The 19,060-nt window shown below is 69.2% G+C and carries 18 protein-coding genes; 9 read left to right on the top strand and 9 right to left on the bottom strand.

The window, feature by feature from the left end; all coding sequences use genetic code 11:
* Positions 1 to 226 precede the first annotated feature (226 nt).
* Positions 227 to 1,978, top strand: a complete 1,752-nt coding sequence (locus EV644_RS16575) for an HNH endonuclease signature motif containing protein (RefSeq protein ID WP_132189166.1) — start codon at positions 227 to 229, stop codon at positions 1,976 to 1,978.
* 567 nt (positions 1,979 to 2,545) lie between these two features.
* Here EV644_RS16575 and EV644_RS16570 read toward each other — a convergent pair.
* Positions 2,546 to 4,660, bottom strand: a complete 2,115-nt coding sequence (locus EV644_RS16570; RefSeq protein WP_132189165.1) for a thiamine pyrophosphate-dependent enzyme — start codon at positions 4,658 to 4,660, stop codon at positions 2,546 to 2,548.
* A gap of 3 nt (positions 4,661 to 4,663) precedes the next feature.
* Positions 4,664 to 5,140: a MarR family winged helix-turn-helix transcriptional regulator gene (locus tag EV644_RS16565; protein ID WP_132189164.1), complete on the bottom strand. Its 477-nt coding sequence runs from the start codon at positions 5,138 to 5,140 to the stop codon at positions 4,664 to 4,666.
* Positions 5,141 to 5,229: 89 nt separating this feature from the next.
* Here EV644_RS16565 and EV644_RS16560 point away from each other — a divergent pair, with 89 nt between their 5' ends.
* Positions 5,230 to 6,615 (top strand): MFS transporter, encoded by a 1,386-nt coding sequence (locus EV644_RS16560; protein WP_199239852.1) that lies wholly within the window; start codon positions 5,230 to 5,232, stop codon positions 6,613 to 6,615.
* Here the strand turns inward: EV644_RS16560 and EV644_RS16555 are convergent.
* Positions 6,549 to 7,037, bottom strand: a complete 489-nt coding sequence (locus EV644_RS16555) for a GNAT family N-acetyltransferase (RefSeq protein WP_241998248.1) — start codon at positions 7,035 to 7,037, stop codon at positions 6,549 to 6,551. The genes EV644_RS16560 and EV644_RS16555 overlap by 67 nt on opposite strands.
* 186 nt (positions 7,038 to 7,223) lie before the next feature.
* On the opposite strand from EV644_RS16555, the gene EV644_RS16550 reads away from it, so the two are divergent.
* Together EV644_RS16550 and EV644_RS16545 are read left to right on the top strand one after the other, a co-directional pair.
* Complete coding sequence (locus tag EV644_RS16550; RefSeq protein ID WP_241998246.1) at positions 7,224 to 7,913, top strand: hypothetical protein; 690 nt, start codon at positions 7,224 to 7,226, stop codon at positions 7,911 to 7,913.
* Between the two features lie 116 nt (positions 7,914 to 8,029).
* A complete protein-coding gene (locus EV644_RS16545; RefSeq protein WP_132189161.1) occupies positions 8,030 to 8,905 on the top strand; it encodes a LysR family transcriptional regulator in 876 nt (291 codons plus the stop codon).
* Here the strand turns inward: EV644_RS16545 and ku are convergent.
* The 3 genes from ku to EV644_RS16525 form a co-directional block, all read right to left on the bottom strand.
* Positions 8,902 to 9,783: a non-homologous end joining protein Ku gene (gene ku, locus EV644_RS16540; RefSeq protein ID WP_132189160.1), complete on the bottom strand. Its 882-nt coding sequence runs from the start codon at positions 9,781 to 9,783 to the stop codon at positions 8,902 to 8,904. The genes EV644_RS16545 and ku overlap by 4 nt on opposite strands.
* A 114-nt stretch (positions 9,784 to 9,897) precedes the next feature.
* Positions 9,898 to 10,788, bottom strand: a complete 891-nt coding sequence (locus EV644_RS16535; RefSeq protein ID WP_132189159.1) for a hypothetical protein — start codon at positions 10,786 to 10,788, stop codon at positions 9,898 to 9,900.
* A 369-nt stretch (positions 10,789 to 11,157) separates the two neighbouring features.
* Complete coding sequence (locus tag EV644_RS16525; protein ID WP_132189158.1) at positions 11,158 to 11,331, bottom strand: CsbD family protein; 174 nt, start codon at positions 11,329 to 11,331, stop codon at positions 11,158 to 11,160.
* A 138-nt stretch (positions 11,332 to 11,469) separates the two neighbouring features.
* Between EV644_RS16525 and EV644_RS16520 the strand changes: the two genes are divergently transcribed.
* From EV644_RS16520 to EV644_RS16510, 3 genes are all read left to right on the top strand, one after another.
* On the top strand, positions 11,470 to 12,486 hold the full coding sequence (locus EV644_RS16520; RefSeq protein WP_132189157.1) for a DNA topoisomerase IB: 1,017 nt from the start codon (positions 11,470 to 11,472) through the stop codon (positions 12,484 to 12,486).
* Between the two features lie 70 nt (positions 12,487 to 12,556).
* The gene (locus EV644_RS16515) at positions 12,557 to 12,880 is read left to right on the top strand and encodes a plasmid stabilization protein (protein ID WP_132189156.1); all 324 of its coding nucleotides are present in this window, start codon (positions 12,557 to 12,559) and stop codon (positions 12,878 to 12,880) included.
* Positions 12,881 to 12,932: 52 nt separating this feature from the next.
* Positions 12,933 to 15,311, top strand: coding sequence for a phosphoketolase family protein (locus tag EV644_RS16510; RefSeq protein ID WP_132189155.1), 2,379 nt, complete (start codon positions 12,933 to 12,935; stop codon positions 15,309 to 15,311).
* On the opposite strand, the gene EV644_RS16505 is transcribed toward EV644_RS16510, so the two are convergent.
* Entirely contained in the window at positions 15,299 to 16,123 is an 825-nt protein-coding gene (locus EV644_RS16505) for a sigma-70 family RNA polymerase sigma factor (RefSeq protein ID WP_132189154.1), read from the bottom strand. The two genes, EV644_RS16510 and EV644_RS16505, sit on opposite strands and share 13 nt — an antisense overlap.
* Before the next feature lie 109 nt (positions 16,124 to 16,232).
* Here EV644_RS16505 and EV644_RS16500 point away from each other — a divergent pair, with 109 nt between their 5' ends.
* Positions 16,233 to 16,877 (top strand): UdgX family uracil-DNA binding protein, encoded by a 645-nt coding sequence (locus EV644_RS16500; protein ID WP_241998243.1) that lies wholly within the window; start codon positions 16,233 to 16,235, stop codon positions 16,875 to 16,877.
* A 30-nt stretch (positions 16,878 to 16,907) separates the two neighbouring features.
* Here EV644_RS16500 and EV644_RS16495 read toward each other — a convergent pair whose 3' ends face one another.
* Positions 16,908 to 17,873, bottom strand: coding sequence for a TIGR03557 family F420-dependent LLM class oxidoreductase (locus EV644_RS16495; RefSeq protein WP_132189153.1), 966 nt, complete (start codon positions 17,871 to 17,873; stop codon positions 16,908 to 16,910).
* A gap of 282 nt (positions 17,874 to 18,155) precedes the next feature.
* Here EV644_RS16495 and EV644_RS45350 point away from each other — a divergent pair, with 282 nt between their 5' ends.
* On the top strand, positions 18,156 to 18,299 hold the full coding sequence (locus tag EV644_RS45350) for a GPGG-motif small membrane protein (RefSeq protein ID WP_012918574.1): 144 nt from the start codon (positions 18,156 to 18,158) through the stop codon (positions 18,297 to 18,299).
* A 161-nt stretch (positions 18,300 to 18,460) separates the two neighbouring features.
* Here EV644_RS45350 and EV644_RS16490 read toward each other — a convergent pair whose 3' ends face one another.
* A complete protein-coding gene (locus EV644_RS16490; protein WP_132189152.1) occupies positions 18,461 to 18,952 on the bottom strand; it encodes a hypothetical protein in 492 nt (163 codons plus the stop codon).
* Positions 18,953 to 19,060: the final 108 nt, after the last annotated feature.

Raw genomic sequence — 19,060 nt, 5'->3', positions numbered from 1 at the left:
GGGGTGGTGTGCACCGGAGATCCCACCGCGGGCCAGCTGCATCTGCATCCGCGCGCGTTCGACGCAGCCTTCGCTACCCCCTTGGCGAGTCCACAGGTGCGGTGGGTTGTGGACAACTCGTCCGGATCCGGAGTGTTGGCACAATTCCGGACGAACATCGGAATCCCTTACAAATAAGGGCCTTCCGAGCCGGAAACTGTCGGAGCCGGTGTCTAGGGTCTGGGGTATGGAGATCTTGGGTGAGCGGCCGGTGTGGTCGATGAGCGACAGCGAGCAGCTGGCGACTCTCGACGCGCTCGACGCCGAGGTCTCCCGGTTGCAGACCTACCGCCTGCAGGTCCTGGCCGGCTACGACGCCTCCGGTCACGCCGCCAGCCTCGGTGCCGGTGACACCGCCCGGCTGCTGGCGTTTCGGCACCGGCTCGACCCGGGCGTGATCAAGCGCGACCTGGCCCTGGCCAAGGCCCTCCAGAAGTACCCCGCCGTGGCCGACGCCCTGCCACCGGTCCACCCCGACCCCGTGCACGACGCCGACACCGGCGGTGCGGACGCCGGCGGTGCGGACGCCGACGGCAGCGACGCAGACGCCAATCCGAACGAGCCCGACAGCGACCCGGGCGCCGACGCCGGTGCGGGTGTGGGGGTGGTGTTGTCGCCGGCGCAGGCCGCGGCGATCGTGGCCGAGCTGGAGGCCGTCCCCAAGACCGTCGCGGTCGAGAACCTGGCCGTCGCCGAGGAACAACTCGTCGCCCTGGCCCGCCATTTCGGCCCGTCGGAGCTGCGCAAGGCGGCGCGCCGGGCCCGCGACCTGCTCGACGCCGACGGCCCGGCACCGGAAGAGGACAAGGCCTATGCCCGGGAGGAGTTGCGGGTGCGGACCGCGGACCGGGGCGTCAAGTTCAGCGGCTACCTGGCCAACGAGAACGCCGAACTGTTCCAAGCCCTGATCCTCGAAGGTTCCAAGCCCCGCAAGACCGTCACCGGCGAACTCGACCCCCGCTCACCGGACAAGCGCCGCGCCGACGCCCTCACCGACATCCTCAACGTCACCTCCAACGCCATCACCACCGCCACCCCACCCGACCCGGCCGATCCGGCCGACACGGCCGGTAGCGCCGCCCAGACCGGTGCCGCAGCCAGCAGCGCCGCGGCGGCCGGGCACGGCCCGAAGGCGCACATCACGATCACCATCGACCTCAAAGACCTCACCGACGCCGGCGCCCACGCGGTCGGCACCCTGGTCCACGGCGAGGGACTGTCCGCCGGCGCGATCCGCCGGCTGGCGTGCGAGGCGCAGCTCATCCCGATCGTGCTCGGCGCCAACTCCGAACCCCTCGACGTCGGCACGGCCCAACGCTTCGTCAACCGCGCCATGCGCCGCGCCCTCAACGCCCGCGACAAGGGCTGCGTCGTGTGCAAAGCACCGCCGATCTTCTGCGACGCCCACCACCTGATCTCCTGGATCGACCACGGCCCCACCGCCCTGACCAACCTGGTCCTGCTCTGCCGCCGCCACCACATCGACACCCACCACGGCCACTGGAACATCACCCTCCAAAACGGCAGGGTCACCGTGGCTAGACCCACCTGGGCCGAACCCACTCCGACCCGGCACCGCTACCGCAGACCCCTCCACAGCCCTGCCAGCGCCGCGAGTGGTACTCGCACGCCCGGCGGCAGTCACGGCGGCGGTAATGGCGGCCTCGGAGTGGTGGCTAGCCATGCCCGGGACCGCGCCAACGACTCAGCGCACACGACCACCGCAACCACCGCCGCCCGGTTCGACCCGTGGGGCGCCACGGACCCGCCCGACCCAGCCTCCGGCAAACACCCCCATCCACCCGACGACCCAACCCCAGGTCACAGGGACCATCACCACGCCGACAACCCGCCACCGGTTGCCACCGATGACCGGGACCGGCGCAACACCGAGAGCCCGATCCGGGCCATCACAGAGGACGCTGCCGCACCGGGCTGACGATCTCACAGGACGCTGCGCACCTCGTGCGGGAAGGGCAACTGAAGATCTCCCTACTCGCGCGAGGCCAGCGCCCGCCTGCCTGAGCTACACCGGGAACCGCCTGCCTGACCCGCACCGCGGAACGCCTGCCTGTCCCGCACCGCGGCACCACCTGCCTGTCCCGCACCGCGGCACCACCTGCCTGTCCCGCACCGCGGCACCGCCTGCCTGACCCGCACCGAGGCACCGTCGACCTGACCCCCGCACCGCGGCACCGCCTGCCTGACCCGCACCGCGGCACCGTCGACCTGACCCGCACCGCGGCACCGTCCACCTGACCCGCACCGCGGAGTCGCGGCGCAGCAGCAATGACCCACTGGCCCCGCCGGCCCCCCACTCCGGCGAGGACCACGCCGTCACCAGCGCGTCGGAGGGTACTGCGTGCCGCGCCGGTCGGCGACGATGTCGGAACGGGCATGGGCAGACCGCTCGTACTCCGGAACGTCCACCAGGCTCGAGACCCTGCTCCCACCAGCCGCGATGGTCGGTGGTGGCTGGCCTGTGTAGGTGTGCTCCGGGTGTTGTTCAGATGTTGATGAGGGCTCGGGCTGCCGTTTCTATGGTTTGTTCGCTGAGGAGGACCTGGCGGGCTGCGTCGCCAAGGGGGACGAAGGAGTCCTCGCTGGTTACTCGCGCCATCCGGCCGGTGTAGCCGGCGTCGACGAGTGCCGCCAGGATGCCCTCGGAGACGCCGCCGGAGCGACGGGTCTCGTCGACCACCAGCACCCGGCCGGTGGCTGTTGCCTCGCGCAACAAATCTTCCAGTGGCAGCGGCGCAAGCCAGCGAAGGTCGAGAACCCTGGTCCGCGGCAGCCTCGCCGCCACCCGCAGGCTCATCGGCAGCCCGTTGCCGAACGTGACGATCGTCAGCCGGTCCCCGTCGCCGTACGTCCGGCCGCTGCCGATCGGCACATGCGCGGTCGGGTACGACGCCAGCCACTGGTCGTCGCCCTCGGTGTGCAGATCGCGCCGGTGATACAACGCGATCGGCTCGAGGAAAACGCAGACGGTGCCTTCGGCCCGGGCGGCCGCTGCACAGGTGTGCAGCATCGCGGCGGCATCGTCGGGCCGGGACGGTGAAGCGATCACCAGCCCCGGGATGTCCCGCAGTACGCCTATCGCGTCGTCGTTGTGGAAGTGCCCGCCGAACCCCTTCTGATAGCCGTAGCCCGCGATCCGCAGCAGCATCGGATTGCGGTACTGCCCTTGCGAGAAGAACTTCAGCGACGCGGCCTCACCGCGCAGTTGGTCCTCCGCGTTGTGCAGGTAGGCGAGGTACTGGATCTCCGGCAGCGGCAGCAGCCCGGACACGCCCGCACCGAGCGCCAGCCCGAGGATCGACTGCTCGTCCAGCAACGTGTCGAACACCCGCGCGGCGCCGAACGCCTTCTGCAGCCCGCGGGTGACCCCGTAGACCCCACCCTTGCGGCCGATGTCCTCGCCGAACGCGATCGCCTCCGGGTACGACGCGAGCACGTCCGCCAGCGCGCGGTTGATCGCCTGGCTCAGGGTGAGCGGTTCGGTGTGCTCCGTGTCGACGAGGTGACCGGGCAACGACTTGCCGACGATCGCCCGATCGGGGAACCGCAGCGGCGCGGCCACGGCTTCGGCCGACTCGAGCTGGGGGAGTCCGGCCACCTCGCGGGCGATCCCCATCACCTCGGTCCGCTTGCACTCGTAGAGGTCGATCACATCGTTCGGCCGGTGCCCGGCTCCCAGCAGCAGCCGCGCCGTGCCGAGCAGCGGATCCATTTCCTCGTCAGCGAGAAGCTCGGCCGGGCTGCGGTAAGCCGCCTCCACGTCGGATCCGGCGTGGCCCATCAGCCGCACGGTTCGCAGCCGGAGGAACGCCGGTCGTCGGTTCCGCCGTACGAAGGTGGCCGCTTCGGTCGCCATCGTCAACGTCGCGTCCAGATCGGTGCCGTCGGCATCGAAGTACCTGAGCCCGGGGCGTTGCCCGTACGCCTGCTTGATCCAGCCGTCCGGGGTGCGCACGCTGATCCCGATCCCGTTGTCCTCGCAGACCAGCAGCAACGGCATCGGGATGCCCTGGTACGACGCGTGCAGGGCGGCGTTGATCGCCCCGGTGGCGGTCGAGTGGTTCGCCGAGGCATCGCCGAAGCTGGTCACCACGACCGCGTCCGCGGGCCAGGGCGACGGTACGCCGAGCTTGGCCGCCCGGGCGATCGAGAAGGCGACGCCCATCGCCCGGGGCAGGTGCGAGGCGATCGTCGAGGTCTGCGGGATGACCGCCAGGTCGTGCCGCCCGAACACCTTGTGCCGGCCGCCCGCGATCGGCTCGGTGGTCGCCGCGGTCACGCCGAGCAGGATGTCCCGGATCCCGTCCTTGTCCTGGTGCTGCTGCGCGCGGGCCAGGTAGAAGGCGCCGGACCGGTAGTGCAGCAGCGCCGGGTCGGTCGGGCGGAGGGCGGCCGCGATCCCGGCGTTCCCCTCGTGGCCGGATGACCCGATCGTGTAGAACCCGTGCCCCTGGGACTGGAGCCACCTCGCCGCCAGGTCGGCGTGCCTGCTGCCGAGCTGAGCGTCGTACAGGGTTCTGAGCAGGTCGACAGGGTGGTCGCAGGGAGCCGGCTTCAGCGCCCGGACCCGTTCGGCGAAGAGTTCGTCGACCTGGGTCACCGGTCAGAGTCCGCAGTCGAAGCCGTCGTCGTTGGGGTTGGCGTCGGCCAGTTTGTCCAGGATCCGGGCCGCGCGTCGTAGGTCCTCACTCGAAACATGATCCGCGAAGAAGGTGGCGACCACAGCGTCGACCACGGGTTGAGCCTTCGCGAGCGCCTTCCGGCCGGACTCGGTGAGCTCCGCCCAGGTGGCCCGGCGGTCCTCCGGCGAGGTCTTGCGGACCACCCAGCCGTCCTTGTCCTCGAGCTTGCCGACCAGCCGGGTGCCGCCGCTGCGGGAGATCATCAGCCGCTCCGCGAGTGGCGCCATCCGGAGCCGCCCGCCTGCCTGGTCGAGGATCTGCAGCACCTCGTGCTCGAAGTACGTCATGCCCGCGTTGCTGCGCAGGGTGTTGTCGAGGTGGGTGAAGAGCAACGTATCCGCCCGGTACAGCGCCCGCCAGGCACCCAGTTGGTCCACGCTCATCTGCTTCGTCGCCATGCCGGTGAGTATACGACGCAACTGTTGACATGTAAACTGTTCACCTGTGTATGGTGGCCGGACGTTCTGGATCGAGGGGATGGGGCATCGTGAGCAAGGTCCGCTGGAAGGCAGTCCGGCCGCTGAGGCACCGGGACTACCGGCTGCTGTGGACCGGGCTGGCGGTCGCGCTGCTCGGCAGCGGGCTGTGGCTCGTCGCGCTCGCCTGGCAGGTGATCGAGCTCGGCGGTGGTCCGGTCCAGCTCTCGGTCGTCACCACCGCGTACAGCATCGGCCTGGTGGTCTGCGTCCTGTTCGGCGGGATCGCGGCCGACCGGCTCTCGCAGCGGTCGGTGATCATCGCGGCCGACACCGTACGAGGTGCCGTGCTGCTGGTGGTCGCCGCGCTCGCGCTCACCGGGTGGCTGGAGATCTGGCACCTGGCGGCGGGCGCAGTACTGATCGGCGCCGGTGAGGCCTTCCTGATCCCGGCCTACACCGCGCTCGTACCGCGGCTGCTGCCGCAGGAGGAGTTGCTGGCGGCCAACGGTCTGGAGGGGACTCTGAGGCCGTTGGCTCAGCAGGCGACCGGTCCGGCGCTCGGTGGTCTGGCGATCGCCGCGCTGTCTCCCGGGGTCGCGATCCTGGTGGCCGCGCTGACCTACTTCTTCTCCGCTGCGTGTGTGGTCGCCATGCGGGTCCGGCCGGAGCCTGCCGAAGCTCCGGGCGAGTCGGATGAGGCGGCGGCGACGGGTGCCCGGGCGATGCTCGCGGACCTGCGGGAGGGGTGGAGCTATGTCCGCGAGACCCGGTGGCTGCTCGCCTCACTGCTCTTCGGCACGGTGTTCGTGCTGCTGATCCTGGGACCGCTCGAGGTGCTGCTGCCGTTCGCGGTCCGCGACCAACTGGGCGGTGGGCCGAAGGACTTCGGGCTGGTGCTCGCGGCGTTCGGCATCGGAGGTGCGGTGGGTGCGCTGCTGATCTCGTCACGCAGTCTGCCGAGGCGCTACCTGACCGTGATGACGTTGATGTGGGGCGTCGGGTCGCTGCCGTTCGTGCTGCTCGGCTTCGCGACGGACCTCTGGGTGATGGCGGCCGGTGCCGCGGTCGTCGGCGCGACCGGGTCGGCGGCGATGGTGATCTGGGGGACGCTGCTGCAACGGCGGGTGCCGGACCATCTGCGCGGGCGGATCGCGAGTCTCGACTTCTTCGTATCCCTGCTGCTGATGCCGGTGTCGATGGCGCTCGCGGGTCCGGCCGGCAGTCTCTTCGGGGTCACCGCGGTCTTCATCGTCGCCGGTGTCGGTCCCGCGATCATCTGCTTCGTGGTGATCTGGTTCGGCCGGATGCCCTCCGACGAGCTTGCCAACCCCCTGGACCACGAGGCAGTGGATCAGGAGCCGGTGCAGGATCAGCCGGCGGCAGTGGATCAGGCGCTGGTGGCGGGTGTGGCGGACTCGGTTGGTGCTTCGAAGCGGATCAGCTCCGACGCCTGATCGCCACCCCAGTCGACCGGCGTACGACCGGCCTCCCGCCAGCCCGCCCTTCGGTACATGGCGATCGCCGCGCCGCAGTTGTCAGCAACCTCTAGCCCGAGCCGCCGGCCGTGTTCACCGGCGACGGCGACGCAGTGGTCGAGCAGCCGCCGGCCGAGCCCCGCGCCGGTCTGCTCCGGATCCACGAACAACCGCTCCACGAGAACGTCCGAAGTCCTGTCCGCGGTCAGCGCGACATGCCCGGCGACCCGCTCATCAACGGTGATCACCCAGCAACCGAGAGCGTCCGGCGAAGTCAGCCAGTGCGCCGCATCCTCGGGCCAGTTCACCGGATAACCAGCGGTTTCCTGCACGCCTCGCAGGAGCCGAACGCACTCGTCGAGGTCCCCCTCGACCCGTTTCCGAACCTCGATCGTCGCCACCGCCCAACCCTCACACATCACCCCGGCCGCACCAGCCGCCGGCCTAGCTCCGCAATCGGGACCGATCGGCGGGAACAGTTCCGGTGGCCAGTTCGTTGTTCCTGTACAGGCTGTCGGCGCTGTGGGGAGCGAGGCGGCCGTTTGGTGGGGACCGTCGGCGGTGCCCACCGCCATGTCCCGTTCACGATGACAAGTGAGTCCGGCGAGATGCACCTATCCCCTAGAGCGCAGCGCACGGCGACCGCGGCCGGCGCGGGGGTCGGTACGGCCGGGTTGCTGGCCGGGGTGCTGGTACTCGGCCCGCTCGCGGCCACGATCCTGCTCGCAGTGGTGTTCACCCTCGCCTGGCCTCTGGCCGCGGTGGTCCTGCATATCGCGGACGAGGTGCCGTACCGGTCGCCCGTGCTGGTAGCCGCCGCTTCCGCCGGTGGAGTGCTCTGTGTCCCGGGCATGGTCAAGCTGCTCAGCTGGGGAGCGGTCGGCCTGGTGATCGCCCTGTTCGCAGCCGGCGTCTTCGTGCTGATCGACCTCGCGCTGCCCGGAGACCGCCGCCCGCGCAGAAGGGACCGCCGTCGCCAGAAGACGCAGTACCGCGGCCTCGCGGCGCTGAGCAGGGCCGACGAGTTCGAGGACGAGAAGCTGATCGCCTCGCTCCAGTGCCCCCTGAGCATCGAGGAACTCTGCAGCGTATGGGGTGAGACCACGGCGACGCTCGCACAGGGCGCCGGGCCGCGGGACCGGCAGGCGGTCGCCGAGGTACGCCGGATCTGCCTGGACGAGTTCGAGCGCCGCAACCCGGACGGCTTCCTGCGTTGGATCGAGGCAGGCGCTCCCGGCGACCCCAGCAGCTACCTCCTCCCCAACTCCAACGAATGAGCCCAGAGGTCAGCGGCGCCTGAGGAGCATGGCCGGCGCGACGACGGCCGGCCGGGCCGACGCCGGGCTCTGCGCGGTGACCAGCAGCAGCGAAGACCTGACGGAGGACGTCTGACTTGAGTGTTTCCCTCGACCTGTTGCGGACCTTTCTGGCGATCTACCGGACGGGGTCGATCACCGCGGCCGCCGAGACGCTCGGGTTGTCCCAGCCGACGGCGACCGCCCACCTCAAGGCGCTGGAGGCGGCGCTCGGGCGGCCGCTGTTCGAGCGGCAGGCGCGGGGCGTCCGGCCGACCACCGCCGGTGACGAGCTCGCGCGCCGGATCGCCGAGCCGATCGACGTGCTGCAGGGGCTGGTGGTCGACAAGTTCGAGGAACCGGTCGCGGCGACGGTCCAGCTCGGTGGTCCGGTCGACTTCCTGTGTGACCGGGTGCTGCCGGCGCTGGCCGAGCGGCTCGGCGACGGTCTCCAGCTCCGGACCCGCGTCGGCCTGCCTGACGAACTGCTGGACAGCCTCGCCGCCCGGAGCCTCGACGTGGTGATCAGTTCGGTACGGCCACGCCGGGCCGGGCTGCGCATCACCCCGCTGTGCGACGAGACGTTCGCGCTGGTCGCCGCGCCCCGCTGGTTCACCGGTACGCCGGTGACCATGCCCGAGTCGTTGCGCAAGATCCCGCTGGTCGCCTACGCGGAGGACGCGCCGATCATCCGGCGGTACTGGCGCAGCGTGTTCGGAGTACGGCTGACCCGCGCGGCCGACCTCGTCGTACCGGATCTGCGCGGGGTGCTCGCCGCAGTACGGGCCGGCGCCGGGGCGAGCGTGCTCCCGCTGTACCTGTGCGGCCAGGCGATCGAGGCCGGCGAGTTGCGGCTGCTCGCCGAGCCGGAACTACCACCGCTCAACACCCTGTACGTCGTCACGCGGTCCGACGCGGGGCACCGGAGCGCGGCGAGCGTAGTACGGGCCGAGCTGCTGCGGCAGTTCGCCTAGGCCGCCTTCTTCTTGGCGGCTTTCTTGGCCGTCTTCTTCGCGGGGCTCTTCTTCGCCGACGCGGCTTTCTTCGCCGGGCTCTTCTTGGCGCCACCCTGGCGACGGGACCGGGCGGCTTCGACGCTGGCTCGCAGCGCAGACACGAGATCGGTCGTGGAGGTCGCCTCGGGCTCCTCCTCGTTGAAGACGATCTCCTTGCCTCTGCGCTTGTCCTCGACCAGCTTCTGCACCCGCTCGGTGTAGCTGTCCTTGTACTCCGTGGGCTTCCAGGCGCCGCTCATCGCCTCGACCAGGTCCACTGCCATCGACAACTGCTTGCCCTGGCTCACCTTCGCCGGCAGCGTGCCCACTTCCCCGGGATCCCGGATCTCGTCGGCGAAGTACATCGTGTGCAGCTTCAGCACCTTGCCGTCGGCCCGGATCGAGGCGAGGTACTCCTTGCCGCGCATCACGAACGTCGCGATCCCGGCCCGGTTCGTCTTGGCCAGGGCGTCGCGGAGCAACCCGTACGACGAGGCGTTCTCCTCGTCCGAGGGGCCGAGGTAGTAGGTCTTCTGGAAGTGGATCGGGTCGATCTCCTCCAGGTCGACGAAGGTGGAGATCTCCAGTGAGCGGGACCGGCCGGGCGCGATGTCGGCCAGTTCCTCCTGCTCGACGATGACGTACTCGCCGCCGCCGACATCGTGGCCCTTGACGATCTTGTCGTAGTCGACCTCGCGGCCGGTCCGCTCGTTCACCCGCTTGTTGCGGATCCGGTCCGAGGTGCCGCGCTGGAACTGGTGGAAGTCGACCTCGTGCTCCTTGGTCGCGCTGAACAGCCCGACCGGCACCGAGACCAGCCCGAAGTTGATGTACCCGCTCCAGATCGCCCGCGCCATGACCGCCGCCCTCTCTCCGATCACTGCAGCACAACACTGCTACTGCCCAGACCACCAGTATCCAGACCGCCAGTACCCATCCCGCCAACCCTCAGGCCGCGGGAAGTCACCCGTTCAGAGCCTGTTGTACCGCTTGCGCGCCTCTCGCGACTCCTTCTGCGCGGCCCGGGCTGCCTTGCGGGCCTCGTCGAGCTCCTCGCCGATCCGGTGCACTGCTTCCTGCGCCTCGGCGAGGGCGTCGCGGGCGTCGGAGAGCTGGCTGTCGAGGTCTTCCACCGTCGCGTCGGCTGCCTCGGCGGCGGCGATGGCGTCGTCCAGTTCCTGCTTCGCCTCCGCCTTCTCGGCGGCTTCGCGCTCTACCTGCTCGCGTTCGGCCTTCTCGCGCTTGGCCTTCTCCGCCGCCGACTCCTTCTCGGCTGCCTTGTCGGCTGCTGCCTTCTCGGACTCACCGGCCTTGGCGCGGCGGGCCTGGGCCCGCTGCCGGCGTTCGTCGGTGATCGGCGTGATGTTGGACGGCTCGCCGCTCTCGTCGACGACTCCGAACCCGACGTGCCGCAGGGCGCTGCTCAGCCGCCCCTCGCGAACGGCCTCGCCGGCGGACGGATCCACCAAGGCCGCGTCCAGAGTCTCGCGAAGCTTCTGGGCGACGTCCGCACTGACCTTCTGGCCCTCCCGCTCAGCCAGACCGATGGCCGACTTCGAGAGCTTGTCGATCAGCTTGTGCCGCTTCGGAGTCAGTTCGCGGAGCCGCTCACCGTCGAGATCCGCCGTGGCCTCGCGGAACTCGTCGCCGAGCGCCAGCAGGTCGTCGATGTCGTCGGGCCGCTCCCGGGCGACCAGGTTGGCCAGCCAGCCCGCCACGGTGGGTTTGCGCAGCGCCTTCAGCCGGGTCGACCCGAGCTGGTCGCCGTCCGCCTTCAGTTGCTTGGCGAGCTCGTTGCGAGTAGCAATGAAGTCGGCCGCCGATGCCGCGTAGAGCGCGCTCGCTGCCTCCTCGAAGTCCACCCGCCCGACGCTACAGGAACTCGCGGAGGCTCTGAACGAGTTCGGCCGGGGCATTCTCGGCGATGTGGTGGGTCGAGTCGATGCCGTGCCCCACCACGGGCTCCTTGCACCACGGGCGCCATACGGCCAGTGGGTCGCCGTAGATCTGCTCGACTGGCCGTACCCGCGCAGATCCGGGCAGACCACGGTGTATCCGGCGTCGGCGAGTGCACGGGCCACCTGGTACCACGTGGTGTGCGTCCGCGGGTGTTCGTGCAGCAGCACCACGGCCGCCGTAACGGACCCTGAGAGCGATGTCGCCCACCAGGATCCGTTCCAGCCGGAATCCTTCGAACACGGTGTGTCCGGTCCTCAGCCCTCTGGACGTTCTCAGTCCTTGAAGGCGTCCTTGGTCTTCTCGCCGGCCTGCTTCAGGTCGGCCACCGACTTCTCGGCCTGGCCCTCGGCCTGCAGGTCCTCGTTGTCGGTCGCGTCGCCGGTCTTCTCCTTCACCTTGCCCTTGGCGCTCTCGGCGGCGTTCTTCATCTTGTCCCCGATACCCATCGGTTCCTCCTCCGTGCAGCCGGATCTGACCCCCGCTCCGGTGCCCAGCGCCAACCAACCCATGCACGTCAGGCCATGCCGCCTTCCAGAGTCCGCCCGCAAGCCGGAGAGCGGTTTTCCAAGCGGGTACCGGGAGGCATGCGGTTACGACGGAGCGACCCCGACAAGCCCGGCCTGGCCAGGCGCGGGCGGGGCAAGGGCTTCAGCTATCTCGATGCTGACGGCAACGTCATCACCGACGCCGAGGTGGTGGAGCGAATCCGGGCGCTCGTGATCCCGCCGGCCTGGCAGGACGTCTGGATCAGCCCGTACCCGAACGGCCACATCCAGGCCGTCGGCACCGACGAGGCCGGCCGCCGCCAGTACCTGTACCACGACGAGTGGCGGGCCACCCAGGACGCGGACAAGCACGACCGGGTACGCCGCCTCGCCCGTCGGCTGCCGGAATTCCGCAAGACGGTGGACCGGGATCTCTGCTTGAAGCGACTCAGCCGTGAGCGGGTTCTCGCAGTAGCTCTCCGGATGCTCGACCACGGGGTGTTCCGGACCGGCAACGCTCGGTACGCCGAGGAATACGGCAGCCGGGGAGCCGCCACCCTGCTGCGGAAGGACGTCCGGGTCCGCAAGGGACTGCTGGTTTTCGACTTCATCGCCAAGGGCGGTATCCAGCGAACGCTCGAACTCGAGGACGACAAGCTCGCGGCCGCGGTCTCCGCGCTCAAGCGCAGCCGGCACGACAACCCACGACTCCTGGTCTACCGCGACCAGGAGAGTTGGCATGAGATCGACGCCGACCTGATCAACGCGAGGTTCCAGGAGATCGTCGGCGACGAGTACACCGTGAAGGACCTGCGGACCTGGACCGCGACCGTTCACGCCGCGGTGGAACTGGCCGAGGCCGATCCGCCGGAGACGAAGAAGGCCGCCAAGAAGGCTGTCAAGGAGATGCTCACCGAGGTCGCCGAACACCTCGGCAACACCCCGACCGTGGCCCGCGCCTCGTACGTCGACCCGCGCGTGATCACGCAGTACGAGAAGGGCCGAACGGTCGCCCGAGCGATCAGAAAAACCGGCTCGGACGACCTCGAGCGCCAAGAGGTCCGCGAAGCGATCGACCCATCAGTGGCCCGCCTGGTCGCCCGCGGTGACGAATAGCGGTGTCGCCGAGTTGATTGCTCGCGGTCGACACGGGGTACAGGGCGCGCACGCACGGAAGGAGTCGAGGATGCCCGCAGGATCGAGCAAGAAACGTGAGCGGCAGTACGAGCACATCAAGGCCGGTCTGAAGAAGCGCGGCCGCAGCGAGGACACCGCGGAGGAGATCGCGGCCCGCACCGTGAACAAGGAGCGCGCCCGCTCCGGCGAGGCGAAGCAGAAGAGCCGCAGCTCCACGCACGACATCTCCTCCAGCCGTCGCGGTGGGTTCCGCTCGCACAGCGGCTCGCAGGGCCGGACCAAGGACCAGCTCTACAACGAGGCCAAGCAGAAGAACATCAAGGGCCGCTCCAAGATGACCAAGGCCGAACTGGAGAAGGCCGTCGGCCGCTGACGCAGTACCGTGTTGTGAAGGTACTGCTCACCCCCTGACGAGGAGCGCCATCGTGCAGCAAGTCGACGCCACCCCGCTGAGCGACGAGGAGCTGCAGGGCCTCGACGCGTACTGGCGAGCCGCCAACTACCTGTCGGTCGGGCAGATCTACCTGCTCGCGAACCCGTTGCTCAAGGAGCCGTTGCGGCCCGAGCACATCAAGCCGCGGCTGCTCGGCCACTGGGGTACGACGCCCGGGCTGAACCTGATCTACACCCACTTGAACCGGGTGATCCGGCACGGCGAGCGCGAGCTGATGTACGTGATCGGGCCCGGTCACGGCGGTCCCGCGATCGTCGCGAACAGCTGGCTCGAGGGCAGCTGGACCGCGACCTACCCGAACACCACGCTGGACGAGCCCGGGATGGCGAGGCTGTTCAAGCAGTTCTCGTTCCCCGGCGGCATCCCCAGTCACGTGGCCCCCGAGGTGCCCGGCTCGATCAACGAGGGCGGCGAGCTGGGCTACTCGCTCAGCCACGCGTACGGCGCCGCGTTCGACAACCCGGACCTGGTGGTCGCCTGTGTGGTCGGCGACGGCGAGGCCGAAACGGGGCCGTTGGCAACTTCCTGGCACTCGAACAAGTTCCTCGACCCGCGCCGCGACGGCGCGGTGCTGCCGATTCTGCACCTGAACGGCTACAAGATCGCCAATCCCACGGTGCTCGCCCGGATCGGCGACGAGGAGCTGGCCGAGCTGCTCCGCGGCTACGGTCACGAGCCCTTCCTGGTCCAGGGCTCGGACCCGGCCAAGGTGCACCAGTCGACGGCGGCCGCGCTGGACAAGTGCTTCCAGCGGATCGACGAGATCCAGCTCGAGGCCCGCACCGCCACGTCCGCCGTACCGCGCCAGGCCTGGCCGATGCTGGTACTGCGGACGCCGAAGGGGTGGACCGGTCCGCGCACGGTGGACGACCTGCCGGTGGAGGACATCTGGCGGTCCCACCAGGTGCCGTTGTCCGGTGTCCGCACGAACGACCAGCATCTCCACCAACTGGAGGACTGGCTGAAGAGTTACCGGCCGGAGGAGCTCTTCGACGAGACGGGCCGTCCTGTCGCGGAAGTACTCGACCTCGCACCGAGCCCGTCGCTGCGGATGGGGACGAGCCCGCACGCGAACGGCGGCGTGCTCACCCGGGATCTGGAGCTGCCACCCGTCGCCGACTACGCAGTACCGGTGAAGGCGCCCGGGGCCGAGGACGGGGAGCCGACGAAGGTGTTCGGCACGTTCCTGCGCGACGTGTTCCGGGCGAACGAGCAGCACCGGAACTTCCGCCTGGTCGGCCCGGACGAGACCGAGTCGAACCGCTTGTCCGCGGTCTACGAGACCACCGCCAAGGCCTGGAACGGCGCGGTGCTGGACACCGACGAGCATCTCGCGGCCGATGGCCGGGTGATGGAGATCCTCAGCGAGCACACCTGCCAGGGCTGGCTCGAGGGGTACCTGCTGACCGGGCGGCACGGGTTGTTCTCGTCGTACGAGGCGTTCGTGCACATCGTCGACTCGATGGTGAACCAGCACGCCAAGTGGCTGAAGACGGTGAACCGGCTGGAGTGGCGCCGGCCCGTCCCGTCGCTGAACTACCTGCTCACCTCACACGTCTGGCGCCAGGACCACAACGGCTTCTCGCACCAGGATCCCGGCTTCATCGATCACGTGGTGAACAAGAAGGCCGAGGTGGTCCGGGTCTACCTGCCGCCGGACACCAACACGCTGCTGTCCACGATGGACCACTGCCTGCGGACCCGGAACTACATCAATGTGGTTGTCGCAGGCAAGCAACCGCAGCCCAACTGGCTCGACTGGGACGCCGCGGCGCTGCATTGTGCGCGCGGGATCAGCGTCTGGGACTTCGCCAGCAACGACGACGGCGATCCGGATGTGGTGCTTGCCTGCGCCGGTGACGTGCCGACGCTGGAGACCATGGCGGCCGTCGACCTGTTGCGGGAACGCCTTCCCCAGTTGAAGATCCGCGTCGTCAATGTGGTCGACCTGATGCGGTTGCAGGGCGCCACGGAGCACCCGCACGGTCTGCACGATCGGGACTACGACGCGATCTTCCCGCCGGGCGTCCCGACGATCTTCGCGTACCACGGCTACCCGTGGCTGATCCACCGGCTGACCTACCGGCGGAACAACCACAACGACCTGCACGTCCGGGGGTACATCGAGGAAGGCACCACGACCACGCCGTTCGACATGGTCGTGCGCAACAACCTGGACCGCTACCACCTGGCGATGGACGTGATCGACCGCGTGCCGTCCCTGCGCAGCCGCGCGATCTCGGCCCGCCAGTACTTCGCAGACCAGCGGACCCGCCACCACGCCTACGTCACCACCCATGGCGAGGATCTGCCGGAGGTGCGCGGCTGGCGCTGGGGTCAGCAGGGGTAGGCCGGCCCGCGCCGTCCTCGAGTGATGCCCGGCTGGTGGCTGAGTTCGCTGCGGAGGCGATCGAGGATGCCGCGCAGCAGGCGGGACACCTGCATCTGGCTGACGCCGAGCTCGTTGCCGATCTCCTCCTGGGTGAAGCCGGCGCAGAACCGCAGCTCCAGGATCCGCCGGTCGCGATCGCCGAGTTCCGCGACAACGGGAGTCAGTGTGTGCACGTTCTCGACCAGTTCGTAGCCGTCCTCCGCGTCGGCGACCGTGTCCATCAGGCTTGCGCCACCGTCGGCCGGCCCGGGCGCATCCAGTGAGAGGGTGCTGAAACACCCGCGCACCGAGGACGCCTCGGTGATCTCGCCGGTCTCGGTGCCGAGCGCCGCGGCGGTCTCCGCGTCCGACGGCAGATGACCCAGCTTCTGGGTCAGCTCGGGCTCGGCCGCGGCGATGCTGCCCTGCATCTCCTGCACCCGGCGCGGCGGCCGGACGGTCCACGCGCAGTCACGGAAGTATCGCTTCAGCTCGCCGCGGATGGTCGGTACGGCGTACGCGAGGAAGGCGGTGTCGGTATCCAGCATGTAGCCGTTGGCGGCCTTCACCAGGCCGAGGTAGGCGACCTGTTCCAGGTCGTCCTCGTCCACCCCCTTGCGGCGGTAGCGGGAGGCGATCGAACGCGCGACCGGCGCATTCAGGATCACCACTTCGTCGAGCAGTTGCTGGTGCCGGGGATCGGGGACTTGGTGGGCTTCGACCAGTAGTTCCTGGGTGGTATCGGCGATGCGCTGCTTCGAGTCGGGAGCGCTGACAGGTGCGATCGTCACGGTGAGAGACCTCGTCGTGTCGTCCTGCGGTGGGTGGCGTCATTGCTGAACCACTTGCCTTCCACCAGACCAAACTCGAGCGCCCGTTGCAACCCCCGAACTGTTACAGGTGTTTGAAAACGGGCACCTGATCAGCGTGGAGAAGTTCCCTGGCGCCTCAGAATGGGTCCCGGCCACCGGCGGAGTGAAGAAACTCACGGCCGCACTGGCGTCCTGCCAAGGCTGCGACCTCTACCAGTACGCCGGCCAGGCCGTACCGGGCGAAGGTCCCGCGTCGGCGCGGATGGTGCTCGTCGGTGAGCAGCCGGGCGATGTCGAGGACCACGAGGGCAGGACTTTCGTCGGCCCCGCAGGTCGCCTGCTGGACAAGGCCCTGGCCGAGGCCGGGATCGAGCGGTCCGAGGTCTACCTGACCAACGCGGTCAAGCACTTCCGGTTCGAGCGCCAGGGCAAGCGCCGCATCCACAAGACGCCGGCGGTCGGCCAGATCGTTGCCTGCAAGCCCTGGTTGGTCAGTGAGTTGGAGATCGTGAAGCCTTCGCTGGTGGTGATTCTCGGCGCGGTCGCGGCCCGCGCGCTCCTCGGTACCGGCTTCAAGGTGACCGTGCGTCGCGGTGAGCCGGTCGAGCTGCCGGACGGCACCGCGGCGATGGCCACGGTGCATCCGTCCTCGGTGGTGCGGTCGCGTGAGTACCGGCGGGACTTCGAGCTGTTCGTGCGCGATCTCCGCACCGCCGTCTCGCTGCTGCCCTGATTCCCGTTGCGCTGAGGCCTTGCCGCGGCTCTACCGGCCGGACCGACGGAGCTCGGGGAGTACCTCGTCGCGATACAGCTTCATCATGTCGACCGAGTGCGGTCCCAGGTTCGCCACGTAGATCTCGTCGAAGCCGGCCTCGACGTACGGCTTGAAGGCCTCGACGTGCGCGTCCGCCTTCGAGCCGCAGGTAACGGACTTCGCGGTCTGCTCCTTCGTCACCAGTTCGCTGGCCTGCTCGAAGTGACGCGGTGACGGGAGCACCTGGGCGAGCTCGCCGGGCAGGCCGGAGTTCGCCCAGATCCGGTGTGCCTGCTCGATGCCTTCCTCCTCGGTCGGCGCATAGCTGACCTTGAACCCGACCTGCGTCGGCTTCGTGCCGCCGCCGTTGTCCCGGAAGCGCTTCAGCAGGTCCTTGTCAGGTGAGGTGGTGATGAAGCCGTCGGCAATCCGCGCGGCGACATCCGTGGCCTCGGGTCCGAAGCCCGACATGTAGATCGGCAGCGGGGTGTCCGGCCGGGTGTAGATCCGTGCCGTGTCCACCGTGTAGTGCTTGCCGTGGTGCGTGACGAAGCCGTCCTCGGTCCACAGCCGCCGCATGATCTCGACGGCCTCCTCGAGCATCTCCAGCCGAACGTCGACCGTCGGCCAAGGACCGCCGACGATGTGCTCGTTGAGGGCTTCACCGGTACCGACGCCGAGCGTGAACCGTCCGTTCAGCAGTACCGCGCTGGTGGCCGCCGCCTGCGCGATCACGGCCGGGTGGGTCCGCACCGTCGGGCACGTCACGGCCGTCGTCACCGGCAGTTCGCAGACCTGGGAGATCGCGCCGATCGCACCCCAGACGAAGGCGCTCTGGCCCTGCTCGTCGTTCCAGGGGTGGAAGTGGTCGGAGATCCACAGTCCGTCGAACCCGGACTCCTCGGCCAGCCGGGCCTGCTCGATCAGCTGCGACGGCGTGTACTCCTCGCTGGACAGGAAATACCCGATTCTCACGTCGTCTCCCGAGCTCTCTGGTGCCATCGTTCGGTCCCTGGCCCGGTGCCCCGATCAGTGCCCGCCATGCGTGGCGGACGATCGTGCTTACTGCCTTACCATCCGGACGATCGTGCTCTTTTGGTCCTCCGGACCCCGTTTGCGCGAGTTCGCGACGGGCACCAGATGTCCAGGCGGGCGACCGCTCAGGAGGACGCCGGGGTGATTCCCGGCGTCCGACCGCACGGGGAGTTCAGCCGCCGGACGCTGTGTCAGGTCCGGCCCGTCGAGAAAGGAACGGCCATGGGCCTAGTGCTCTGGATCATCGCGGCGATCCTCGTCATTTCGGGAATCGTGTCACTCGTTCGCGGTCAGCTACTGATGGGCGCCGCTCTGATCGTCGTAGGCCTGCTGGTGGGCCCCGGCGGCGTCAGCATCTTCACGTAACACCCCACCTGATTCAGGACCCCAGCCTCCCGCGCGGAGGCTGGGGTCCACCAGGTTCCGGCCGCTGACGCACAGGTGCCGGCTTGTCACTCAGTCGGCCTGCGCTCAGGGTTTGCGCTCAGGGTTTGCGCTCAGGTGTACTGCGCTCAGGTGTACTGCGCTCAGGGGGTCTGGCGGAAGACGCGGTTGGCCGCGCTCATCCGGAGGCTCTCCAGCTGCACGATCTGGTCGGCGGCCGCGGACAGCAACTTGTCCAGCTCGGCCGCGTCGAACTTGGCGTCGTCCTCGGCCAGCTGCCGCAGTACCCGCCAGCCCGCGGCCTTTCCCTCGACGGCGAGCCGTAGTGTCTCCAGCTCGACCACATCGCTCAGCGGCGACCGCCGGATCAGCTCACCGTTCGATTTGAACCGGCCGATCTTCTCCGCCAGCCAGGCGCCCGCGTTTTTCACCGGATCCGGCTTGGCCCCGATCGCCGCCAGGAACCGCTCGAGGGCGGTTCGTTCGTCCTCCACCGTCGCGATCATCGCGGTCAGGGTGGTCCGGGCGACCGGGTCGGTCTGCTGGTCCGCGGCCCGGCGGAACAGCTCGATTCCCGCGGCCGAGCCCGCGTAGTGGTCCTGGAGGTAGTGCCCGAGTCGTCCTTCGTCGATCATGAGCGGCTCCTGGGGACGAGGGTGTTCCGAGCCAGGTACCCAACCGCCGAACTCCCGAACACTGACGTCTGCTGTCAGCCTTGACCGGTTGACTGGGGCTCCGGGGTT

Origin of the sequence: Kribbella orskensis, assembly GCF_004342085.1 — a bacterium.
In the GTDB taxonomy this organism is placed as follows: Bacteria; Actinomycetota; Actinomycetes; order Propionibacteriales; family Kribbellaceae; genus Kribbella; species Kribbella orskensis.
Note: the sequence above shows the minus strand (reverse complement) of the source record. Positions and strands in the feature narration are given on the sequence as shown.

What these genes read in the sequence shown, in the direction of transcription:
- EV644_RS16575 (WP_132189166.1), top strand. Translation starts at nt 227, where the DNA reads ATGGAGATCTTGGGTGAGCGGCCGGTGTGGTCGATGAGCGACAGCGAG.
- EV644_RS16565 (WP_132189164.1), bottom strand. Translation starts at nt 5,140, where the DNA reads ATGGCGACGAAGCAGATGAGCGTGGACCAACTGGGTGCCTGGCGGGCG.
- EV644_RS16550 (WP_241998246.1), top strand. Translation starts at nt 7,224, where the DNA reads ATGACAAGTGAGTCCGGCGAGATGCACCTATCCCCTAGAGCGCAGCGC.
- ku (WP_132189160.1), bottom strand. Translation starts at nt 9,783, where the DNA reads ATGGCGCGGGCGATCTGGAGCGGGTACATCAACTTCGGGCTGGTCTCG.
- EV644_RS16525 (WP_132189158.1), bottom strand. Translation starts at nt 11,331, where the DNA reads ATGGGTATCGGGGACAAGATGAAGAACGCCGCCGAGAGCGCCAAGGGC.
- EV644_RS16520 (WP_132189157.1), top strand. Translation starts at nt 11,470, where the DNA reads ATGCGGTTACGACGGAGCGACCCCGACAAGCCCGGCCTGGCCAGGCGC.
- EV644_RS16515 (WP_132189156.1), top strand. Translation starts at nt 12,557, where the DNA reads ATGCCCGCAGGATCGAGCAAGAAACGTGAGCGGCAGTACGAGCACATC.
- EV644_RS45350 (WP_012918574.1), top strand. Translation starts at nt 18,156, where the DNA reads ATGGGCCTAGTGCTCTGGATCATCGCGGCGATCCTCGTCATTTCGGGA.
- EV644_RS16490 (WP_132189152.1), bottom strand. Translation starts at nt 18,952, where the DNA reads ATGATCGACGAAGGACGACTCGGGCACTACCTCCAGGACCACTACGCG.